At 59.9% G+C, this 10,335-nt stretch carries 7 protein-coding genes; 2 read left to right on the top strand and 5 right to left on the bottom strand.

Annotated elements, in window-relative coordinates:
* From VFU66_RS11965 to VFU66_RS11950, 4 genes are all read right to left on the bottom strand, one after another.
* Positions 1 to 2,046 (bottom strand): TonB-dependent receptor (locus tag VFU66_RS11965; protein ID WP_326446488.1); only part of this gene is annotated, 2,046 nt, incomplete at its 3' end.
* Positions 2,047 to 2,315: 269 nt separating this feature from the next.
* Positions 2,316 to 3,620, bottom strand: a complete 1,305-nt coding sequence (locus VFU66_RS11960) for a hypothetical protein (RefSeq protein ID WP_326446487.1) — start codon at positions 3,618 to 3,620, stop codon at positions 2,316 to 2,318.
* Between the two features lie 752 nt (positions 3,621 to 4,372).
* The gene (locus tag VFU66_RS11955) at positions 4,373 to 4,801 is read right to left on the bottom strand and encodes a site-specific integrase (RefSeq protein ID WP_326446486.1); all 429 of its coding nucleotides are present in this window, start codon (positions 4,799 to 4,801) and stop codon (positions 4,373 to 4,375) included.
* 24 nt (positions 4,802 to 4,825) lie between these two features.
* Complete coding sequence (locus VFU66_RS11950; RefSeq protein ID WP_326446485.1) at positions 4,826 to 5,497, bottom strand: site-specific integrase; 672 nt, start codon at positions 5,495 to 5,497, stop codon at positions 4,826 to 4,828.
* 461 nt (positions 5,498 to 5,958) lie between these two features.
* On the opposite strand from VFU66_RS11950, the gene VFU66_RS11945 reads away from it, so the two are divergent.
* Complete coding sequence (locus VFU66_RS11945) at positions 5,959 to 7,215, top strand: ABC transporter permease (protein ID WP_326446484.1); 1,257 nt, start codon at positions 5,959 to 5,961, stop codon at positions 7,213 to 7,215.
* A 3-nt stretch (positions 7,216 to 7,218) separates the two neighbouring features.
* Positions 7,219 to 8,475, top strand: coding sequence for an ABC transporter permease (locus VFU66_RS11940; RefSeq protein WP_326446483.1), 1,257 nt, complete (start codon positions 7,219 to 7,221; stop codon positions 8,473 to 8,475).
* A 252-nt stretch (positions 8,476 to 8,727) separates the two neighbouring features.
* Here VFU66_RS11940 and VFU66_RS11935 read toward each other — a convergent pair whose 3' ends face one another.
* The gene (locus VFU66_RS11935) at positions 8,728 to 10,062 is read right to left on the bottom strand and encodes a sugar MFS transporter (protein WP_326446482.1); all 1,335 of its coding nucleotides are present in this window, start codon (positions 10,060 to 10,062) and stop codon (positions 8,728 to 8,730) included.
* Positions 10,063 to 10,335 lie beyond the last annotated feature (273 nt).

Raw genomic sequence — 10,335 nt, 5'->3', positions numbered from 1 at the left:
GGCTGCAAGCGCACTCGGGTTGAACTGACCCACGCGGCCGCCCGCTTCATAGATGGGAATGTACGGCTCATAGCGGAGTCCGAAGTCAAATGTCACGCGCCGTCCGGCCTTCCAGACATCCTGCGCATACGCACCCGTATACTTGGCACGGTTCGCCTGGAACTGCCCGGAGGTCTGCTTGAAGCTATTGACGTACCCCAGAAAGAAGCTGGCAATGGCGCTATTGGTCGTGGTGGCATTGAACGTGAACTGCCCGGGCTGACCATTCTGATTGATCACGTCAACGCGGCTGAGTTCACCATGAAACCCAAACGCGATGCTGTGATTGCCCTTGACCCAGTGAACATCGTCGGCCAGGGTCACGTTCGAGCGCTTGAACGTGCCGTACGGATTGTCTCCGATCGAGAAGAAGCCGCTCACCTTGAGCGTCTGGATGGCCTTGGTGGGCGGCTGATACACGTTGACTCCGAGGTCGCCCACGTCGATGGCTCCCGGCATTGGACCGCGCACAGAGCCTTCCCGTTGATAGCTGACAATCAGGTTGTTGATCAGATGGGACGTAAACGTGTGCGCATCCGAGACCAGCGCGTTCTGATAGGTGATGTCGGATCCATCGGCGTACGTTAGCAGGTTGGCCAGGTTCAGCACACCCTGGTTGTGAAAGATATCCACAAAATACCGCGCGACAAGATGGTCCTTCGCGCCCAGATCCTGGTCGTAACGACCCACCCCCTCGTCAAGATTTTGCGAGGTTGGCTTCTGATACGCGAACGCGGTTCCCGCATTGCTGGAAGTGGGAATATACTTCAGCAGCGCCAGCGCTGCCCGATCGAAGCTGGTGGTGGGAATGGTCGACTGATAGGCGTACGTGGTGCTCGACGTTCCCGGCGTGGTGGAGACCAGCGTGTACGGATAGCAACCCTGCGTGCCCGTCGGATACGGATTTGTCACGCAACCTGCCTTGAGCTGCGTGGCTGTGGGACCGCCGCTCTGGGTATTCGGCACGGTCACGTTGAAGTTGAACAGGCCGCTTTCATTCGCTGTAGTCGGCAGATTCGACGTCGCGATGCTCGTCGTTTGCGTGCGCAACGCCGTATGCTGGTAGCCTAGGAAGAAGAATCCCTGCTTCAACTTCCACAGTCCCGGGATGCCCACCGGCCCACCGAACGTACCGCCAAACTGGTTGCGCTTCAGGGGGTCGACGTATGGCACATATTGGCCGCTCGAGTTGGTGATGAAGCCAAAGTGATTGTGTGCGTTGAGGGCGGCGTTGCGGACATACTCAAAGGCATTGCCGTGATATTTGGCCGTGCCCGACCGCGTAATGATGTTGACTACGCCACCCGCGCTCTGGCCGTACTCGGCCGCGAAGTTGCTGGTCTGCACGCTGAACTCCTGTAGCGCATCCGGAAAAGGAAATGGCGCGTTGACGTTCGTATACTCGTCCACGTTGTTGCCGCCATCCAGCAGGTAGTTGGTCTGGTTGGCGCGCGTTCCGTTTACCGCGACGTTCACCACCACGGGAAAGGTTTTGGTGTTGCCCTGGTCCGAGGCTCCACTCGGAGCCGGAGTGACGCCGGCGACCAGCGTGGTTAGCGAGGCGGCATTCCGTCCGTTCAGAGGCAGTTCGCTGATGTCCCGCTCGGAGATCACCTGCGCCAGCGTGCCAGTCGTCACGTCAATCTGCGGCGGTGCCGAAGTCACCTCGATCAACTGCCCTGCTTCACCCACCTTGAGCGTGACGTTGATCGTGGCTGCCTGATCGGCTTCCAGAAGGATATTGTCCTGGGTGAATCCGCTGAACCCTGGCGATGTCACGCTCAGCTGGTAGTTCGTCGGGTGCAACGCCGGGAAGGTGTACTGACCCGACCCGTTCGTGCGGACCGTTCTGATCGAGCCGGTCGCCTTATCGGTCAGGACGGCCTGGGCGTTTGGAATCGCGGCGCCGGTGGTGTCCAACACCTCGCCGTTGATCCGCGCAACGCCCTGAGCGCGACAGAGCCCCGCAGACGCAAGAAGAAAGACGAGAAGAGCGAGGGTCCGCATGGGGTGCCGCTTCGCCAGAACAGTGAGGGAGATCATAATTCGGCCTCGAAGTGGAATGTCGTTAAGCGGCCGCCCGCATGACGGCGGGCAGCTCGGAGTGGTGAGGTCTAGCATTTCATCGCACCGGATCACGGGAACCGGAATGGCCCTGAAGAAGTTGGCTGCGACAGAATGCACTCGTTGTGAAACGAAGAAACTCTATGCACCGTAAGGCACGAATCGTCAGACACAGACGGTTGTTGTGTCCGTCACAACCGTGGATATCGTATTTATTTTGTGTTGCTTGTGGTTCGGCTCAGGACGAGGACTCGCGCCATGCCTGGGGTCTCATCGGTGATATCGGTTTCCAGAACGATCTGTAGGTTGGTGTTCTCGGAACCTAAACCGGAGACTTTGGAGAGTTGTTTCATCAGTTCGGGATCGGTCAGGAACTCTCCCGCTGCGGCCGTGCCGTACGCGTACAGGCCACCCAGAATAACCATCACCTGTCCCGTCTCGGGGTTCCTGATCCGTGAGATCAGGGCGTAGTCATGCAGCGCCGGCCCTCCGCGAAGGGCTTGCTGCTGTTCGATCGTCGCTCCCGTGACCTGGCTCCATGCCCGGCTCTCCGGATGCTCGGCGTCTCGGATATAGATCAGGTGCTTCTCCGAATCCAACGCCAGCGAGAAGCGCAGTGACTGTGTCAACCGTATGCTCCACTCATTATTGAAGGCGCCGATCAACACTGCGGGGCTCTGCTTGAAATCCGAGAAAGAACTGGCCACCTCCGGCCGGATCACGACCTTCTGCCCCCGCGACTGTAGTGCGTTCAGCACTCGAGCCACCGTGACCATGTCCGAAAACGGAACCACCGTCGTCGCTCCGCGCTGAATAACCGGTGCCCCCTGGGAGGAGCCGGTCGATACCGACGGCGGACCGTCAGGAATGTCACCCGCCGCGATCAGTACCGGACCGGAGCCGGTCAACAACGGCTTCCAGAACAGGCTATCCGCAGTGCGGTTCCTGGACCATGCACCGAACCAGAAGATCATCAGCACCGCCGCCGCACCGAGCAGGCCCGACAAAACCAACAATCCGAGTCGCGGCTGGCGTGAGTCACTGCGGACGTGATGCTCCTCGGTCAACCGGACGGCAGGATTCTCCGCAACGGAGGGCTGGCCCGGGGTATCCGCCACCGGTAGAGCGAGCCCTTCTTCGACTCCTTCGGGAGGAGGATAGGAGAAATGAGGGACGTAGGAGCCCGGAACGAGCGTCATGCGAATCTCGCCTTGGTGTCTCGGATCTCCATAATAGAGCGCCAGACGCTTGCGAACGTCGATCGCCGCAGTGCGAACCACATGGTCGGCGCTGGTCTCATACGAAGGAGACCGCCCGAACACCTCGACGCCGATTGTCCGCTCCTTAATATTGTCGGCAGCGCCTGCGAGCGTCTGGTCCACGACATACCGCAGGAAATCCACGCAACGCCGGCTCGACCGGAAGGCCTTGGCGGCGACCATCAAGTCCAGTTGCCGCCGAACTTCCTCTGGGGTCGGAGCAGATGCGCGTGCTGCTGCCTGGTCTTCTTGAACCATTGATGCCTGCCTCATCCTAACGAAGTTTGGCGTGAACCGTCCCGGCAACAGTCCACTACCTGTTGTTCTATGAGACTTGCAGCATAGCAGAAAGACCGCGGCGCTAGCCCTGGAGGCTCAATGGGTCATTCCGATCGAGGCCGGAGCTGCGGCGGCGTGGATCGACAGTCAACGCGAAGTCCCCGATGGCAGCTGGAATGCTGAATGCCGGAGTGGACATGGAGCATCCTCATGTCAGAAAAAGGCAACAAACTTCTGACTACAACCCGCCTTCGCGGGAAGATTGCTGCATACGTTCGTATGCAGAAGCGCCTTACAGCGCCGGACAAAGCGCGGGCCGAAGCGGCCCTGGTCCGGCACTGCGGGGAATATGCAGGGATGGTTCCATCCCCGCCAGGCATGTGCGTGTGGTGCGGGCGGGGGGACTTGAACCCCCACGACCTGTTTAGGGTCTGCGGATTTTCATACCACTTCGGCTTTCGCCGCCTCGCTACGCGAGTTCGTGGTCTGGACTATCCCTTCACCATTCCCCGCGAGAGGTTTAGGTGCTGCCCATCTAGTCTCTACACCTTCCCGAAAATATCCGGGCTTGGCTCGGGATTGCCAGTTAAGGTTTCCCCGACTTTGAGCAGTTCTACTCCGCCGGTTTCCCAGACGGGCACTCAATTTCCTTAAGTCCGCTGTGTCTGCCGATTTCACCACGCCCGCGCAAAACTGACGACAGTTCACATCATAAAGCAAGCGGTAATGGCCTATGCTTCTTCAACCAAGCGGATGGCTTCCACTCGACCAGAGCCCTTCTTGGAAATTGCCTTTTTCTTCGGACGTGGCCTCATGACGTTGATCGCGGAACCATCAAGCTGCGTCTTCAAATGGGCTGCGTAATACTTCTCAATCATCTCCACGCTTGTCCGGCAGTTCTTGGCAATCTGGTAGATATCCGCACCTTCGAGCAAGCGAAGGCAAATATAGGTATGGCGCAGGCTATAGGCCGTTCGCGCCCGACCGTCGCGGTCAGCGCGAAGCTTTTCCTCGTCAAGAATCGCGTTGAATAAATCGCGCGGCCGTTTCGGAAACAGAAGATCGGTAGAACCCGGCTCGTGCCACTCGCCTTTGGCTATGGATGCGGTACGGCTGCCCGATCTTCCTGGCCCTCCATCTGGACGCAGGCGGGTCTTCAACCGCTCGAATGGTCGCACAGCGCCCTATGTGCTCTTGCAATAGCCGACGCCTCGCTTGCCACGTACTTCAATCTCAAGGATCGTTTGGCCGCTCCCCTCGTCTTCGATCACCGTGACATCGCGGAACGCAAGACGCATCGTCTCATCAGGACGAAGTCCGGTATTGGCGCAGAACAAAACGTAATCGTGAAGCTGTTCCGCTTCCCAACGAAAGCGGGGCTGCTTGGGATCATGCGCGCGTTTCCGCGCCGCTTCGTAAAGCTGCTTGTACTCTTCTGGCGAGAACCATGCTCGATGAGAAATTTTGGCCGAGGCACGATAGGGTGCCGACAAATCCGGCAGATGATCGATCCAACCGTGACGCAGAGGCGTCTTGAAAATCTGGCGCAACGTCACGATCTCCTGGTGCATGGTGTTATGCGCGGGCGCCTTGCCACGCTGCACCTTGCACTCTTCAAGGCGATGGATACGGTATTCATTGATCTTGCCAGCGGTAATCTCTGGAAGAACCATGCTGCCTAAGAATGGAACCAAGTGTCCGTTTGTCCGTGCGTGCTGTCCGCGCGCATAGGTCGCGCTCCGCTGTCCATGCGTCATGATATCGATTTCGCGTAGGTACAACTTCGCGGCTTCGCGGAACAGTTTTCCGCTTTTCAGCTCGCCGTCGCGGAGCTTGCCGGTAGTTGCAAATACCAATCTTCTGCGACTTCCTTTGCCTTCGAGAGACTTTCTTCTTTGGTGGTTGTGCGTCGATTCTTCCCGGCCAGAAAGCTCGCACACTGCCAGCTTGAGCTATTGGGACGCCTGTAGATGTGGACCTTGCCACCGAGGATCGTGAACCGTTCTGACATGAGCGATGACCTCCGCACATTTCATGAATGTCACGAAAAATGTGTAAGGGTTATGCCTGTCGCCATAGCGCTGCATCATTGCTATAAGTCTTTAGTTATCTTATATTTGTAAGCAATTTCGCTATTGACTTATACGATTTTAAGTCCGCTGTGTCTGCCGATTTCACCATCCGGGCTTCGGCGCCGGGAAACCGCGCCTGCCTCATCGTAACGCATTCGCAACTTTACACTGTTGTACGGAACCACCGCCTCTACTTCCTCGTATCTACTGTTGGCTGCTCACTTTCGACGTAGACGCCTCGGACTATGCCCTTACTCGACATCTTCAAACAGACGCTCGCCGCGCTATGGGCCACCAAGCTCCGCAGCTTTCTTACGATGTTCGGCATCGTCTGGGGCATCACCGCAGTCATTCTGCTGGTGGGGCTCGGCATCGGCTTCAATCGCGATCAGAAGCAGCGCATGCGCAGCATCGGCACCGACATCGCCATCTTCTTCGGCGGCAAAACCGGCATGCAGGCGGGAGGCTACGCCGCCGGGCGCGACATTCGCATGACCATCGGCGATGCCATCGCCATCAAAGAACGCGCCACCCTCGTCAAAAACGTCAGCCCCGAGATTCGCCGCAGCGTCTCCGAGGTCAGCCAGTGGAACGCGGCCAACCGGCCCGTGCGCGGCGTGTGGCCGGAGTACCAGCAATTCCGCTCCCTCACCGTCGAGCAGGGCCGCCTGATGAACCAGGAAGACGAGGACACCGGCGCGCGCGTCATCCTGCTCGGCTCCGACGCCGACCGGCAGCTCTTTCCCGGCAAGCCCGTCATCGGACAAACCTTGATGGTCGCCGGCTATCCCTACACCGTCATCGGCGTACTCGTCAAAAAGCAGCAGAACGGCAGCTACGGCAGCGGACCGGACAACACGCAGCTCTTCGCGCCCTACTCAGCCATGGCGCGCGACTTCCCTCCCCCCGAGCGCCCCGGCGTCGAACCCGGCTTTGTCAACAACATCGTCATCCAGCCCATCTCGCCCGACTTGCATGAGAAGGCCCTCGACCAGGTCAAGCGCATCTTCGCCGAGCGCCACCACTTCGACCCAACCGACAAGGACGCCCTCTGGGTATGGGACACGCTCGAAGGCGCCAAATTCACCGAGCGCATCTTCCACGTCATGACGCTCTTCTTTGGAGCCGTCGCGATCCTCACCCTCTCCCTCGGCGGCATCGGCGTCATGAACATCATGCTCGTCGCCGTCACCGAGCGCACGCGCGAGATCGGCATCCGCAAAGCACTCGGCGCAACCGCCGTGGACATCCGCCGCCAGTTCCTCGTCGAGTCCGCCATCATCACCATCGTCAGCGGAGCAGCAGGCCTCGCCATCGGCGTCGGAATCTGTCTCCTGATGCGGCTCATTCCGCTGCCCGACTTCGTGCCGCATCCGGTCATCTCGCTCGCCGCGGTCATCTCGTCCCTCGTCACGCTGACGCTTATCACCCTCTTCGCGGGCACCTACCCAGCCCTGCGTGCCGCCAACCTGAGCCCCATGGAATGCCTGAGGACGGAGTAGCCAATGAACCTGTTCGAGGTCGTCCGCCAAAGCATCCACTCACTCCTGCGCAACAAACTGCGCTCCGGCCTCACCATGCTCGGCATCGCCTGGGGACTCGTGACGGTTGTGCTGCTGCTCAGCTACGGCAAAAGTCTGGGCACCGAGGTGATGAATGGCTTCATGGGCCTCGGCGACAACGTCATCATGATCTGGGGCGGCCAGACCAGTATGCAGGCCGGCGGCGAACGCTCCGGCAGGCCCGTCCGGCTCATCGACGGCGACGCAGACGCCGTGCGCGACGCGGTTCCCTTCCTCAAGGCCGTCAGCTCCGAGACCGACGACGGCTTCAGCTACAAATATGGAGCGAAGGTCGTCAACATCTCAACCAAGCTGGTCGAGTATCCCTACGGCGGGATGCGGCGCCTCTATATCGACCAGGGCCGCTACTTCGAGCCGGCCGACTTCACCGACCATCGCCCCGTAGTCATCTTCGGAGCGCACGCCGCGCAGAAGCTCTTCAGCGGCTACCCGCCCGTCGGCGAGTCGATCGAGATCGAAGGCCACGTCTTCCAGGTCATCGGCGTGCTCAAGGACAAGATTCAGGACTCCTCCAACAACGGCCCCGACAACGAGAACGCCTTCATCCCCTTCGACATGATGCGCGTGCTCGAAAACAAACGCGACCCCGACAGCATCGTCTTCCAGCCGCTCTCCGGAGACATGCACGTCAAAGCACTGGCCGCCGTGCGCGCCGTCCTCGCCCAACGCCACCACTTCGACCCCCGCGACGACAAAGCTCTGCCAGCCTGGGACACCGTCGAAAACGCCAAGCAGATCATGCAGTTCTCGGTCGCGCTCGAAATCCTTCTCGGCATCATCGGAGCCATGACGCTCGGCGTAGGCGGCGTCGGCGTCATGAACATCATGCTCGTCTCCGTCACCGAGCGCACCAAAGAGATCGGCCTGCTCAAATCGCTCGGCGCGCGCCCACGCGACATCCTGATGCAGTTTCTGCTCGAAAGCCTGACCCTCACCTTCATCGCCGGGGCCATCGGCATGGCGATGGCCGTGCTCGTCTCCTATCTCGTCCCGCCCATGCCGCTCTACTCCGACATCTACAAAACAGCCAACCATCAAGGCGACATCTTCCTGCGCGCCTCACCGGCCATCATGCTGGCGTCATTCGCCATCCTCGCCGTCGTAGGCATCGTCTCCGGCCTGCTCCCAGCCATGCGCGCCGCAAAGATGGACCCCGTCGAAGCTCTCCGCCACGAATGACGCTTTTTTGCTCTCACTCCCAAAAGGAATCTGCGTTTCGCTTCCGCCCCTCTTTGTTGTCATTCCCGAAGGGAATCTGCGTTTCGCTTCGAGACTCCCGGGGGCCCCATCTTCGGCACGGCTTCATCCCGCCCAAGGTAGGATCCGACGCCACCCACCACGCACGTCATCTCGGCCGAAGCAGCGCAGTTTTATCGCGCTGCGGAGCGGAGAGACCCCCGCATTTCTCTTCCCACAACCAAACCCATCCGCTCAAACCAACCCCTGCGCCGCCTCAATCTCCTCGACCTCGCGCTCCGCGCGCCGCCCGCCCCAATACCCAAACGCCGCGATATACACATAGCAAACCACTGGGATCACAAACGCATGATGCACGCCAATCTTGTCCGCCAGATGCCCTTCGGCCAGCGGAATCAGCGCACCGCCCACAATCGCCTGCACCATCAGGCTTGAGCCTTTGCTGGTCAGCGGCCCCAGCCCCGTCAACCCCACCGTAAAGATGCTCGGGAACATCACCGAGTTGAACAGGCCCACCGCCAGAATCGCCCACATCGCCGTATGCCCATGCAGCAGGATCGACGCCACCACCAGCGAGCCCGCGACCACCGCAGCCGACCCCAGCACCGTGCTGGTCCTCACCTTCGTCAGCAGCCACGAGCCGATGAAGCGCCCCACCATCGCGCCGCCCCAGTACAGCGACACGTACGCCGCCGCCGTCTTCTCCGAGAAGTTCGCAATATCCGGAAGCGCAAAGTAGTTCACCAGGAAGCTGCCGATTGAAACCTCAGCACCGACATACAAAAAGATGCCCACCGCAGCCGCAATCAGCACCGGATGCTTCCACATGCTGTCATGCGTCCCCTCCGACAACTCGCCCGGACGAATGTCCCGCGTGAAGTCCATCGGCGGCAGCTTCACCAGCGCCAGCGCAATCGCCAGCAGCACCAGCGCCACGCCGATGCCGATATAAGGCAGCCGCACCGACGACGCCTGCACCGTACGATACGCCTGCAACGCCTCCGCCGAAAGTGCGTTCATCTTCTCGGGCGTTACCTGCGTCGCCGTCAAAATCAGCGCGCTGCCGAAGAACGGCGCAATGAACGTCCCAAATGAATTAAACGCCTGCGCCAGGTTCAACCGCGCCGACGCAGTCTCCGGAGGCCCCAGGTGCGCCACATAAGGATTCGCCGCCACCTGCAACAGCGTAATTCCGGCCGCCAGAATCACCAGCGCCGTCAGAAACAATCCAAACGAGGCAGCCGACGACGCAGGCAGAAACAGAAACGCGCCCGCCGCCATCACCAGCACGCCAATCACCATCGACTGCGCATACCCGCGCCACTCCACCAGCTTGCCCGAAGGAAGCGCAAACACAAAGTACGCCGAAAAGAAACAGAACTGCACCAGCATCGCCTGCGCATAGTTCAGCTCAAAGATCGCCTTCAGGTGCGGAATCAGAATGTCATTCAGACACGTCAGAAACCCCCACATGAAAAACAGCGTCGTAGCGATGCTCATCGCCCGATAGTCTGTGTGCTGCACGCCGCTATGCTGCGTGCTCGAAGGTGCGCCGACGCCGATGGCCATAATCGATTAACTAAACCTTCCTGTGAGTGCTGTTGCGTCTATCCTATACGCCATCGGTGGCCAGACCATTTCACCTTTGCTTGTCCTCCAACCCGCCACAAAATCACGTCATCTCGACCGAAGGCGGCGCGTTTTGCCGCCGTAGCGGAGAGACCCCCGTATTTCTCCCCGCGCCCAGCAACATCTTCACCCCTCCGCAAACCCGACACATCCAACCACCCATTTCCACACCCGCCCCTTGACACCGCTGATAACCTTAAATCAGAGGAAAGA

The sequence above is a fragment of the Edaphobacter sp. genome, from assembly GCF_035763405.1.
In the GTDB taxonomy this organism is placed as follows: domain Bacteria; phylum Acidobacteriota; class Terriglobia; order Terriglobales; family Acidobacteriaceae; genus Edaphobacter.
Note: the sequence above shows the minus strand (reverse complement) of the source record. Positions and strands in the feature narration are given on the sequence as shown.

Coding starts and splice junctions, on each gene's coding strand:
- VFU66_RS11960 (WP_326446487.1), bottom strand. CDS start 3,620: ATGGTTCAAGAAGACCAGGCAGCAGCACGCGCATCTGCTCCGACCCCA.
- VFU66_RS11940 (WP_326446483.1), top strand. CDS start 7,219: ATGAACCTGTTCGAGGTCGTCCGCCAAAGCATCCACTCACTCCTGCGC.
- VFU66_RS11935 (WP_326446482.1), bottom strand. CDS start 10,062: ATGGCCATCGGCGTCGGCGCACCTTCGAGCACGCAGCATAGCGGCGTG.
- VFU66_RS11945 (WP_326446484.1), top strand. CDS start 5,959: ATGCCCTTACTCGACATCTTCAAACAGACGCTCGCCGCGCTATGGGCC.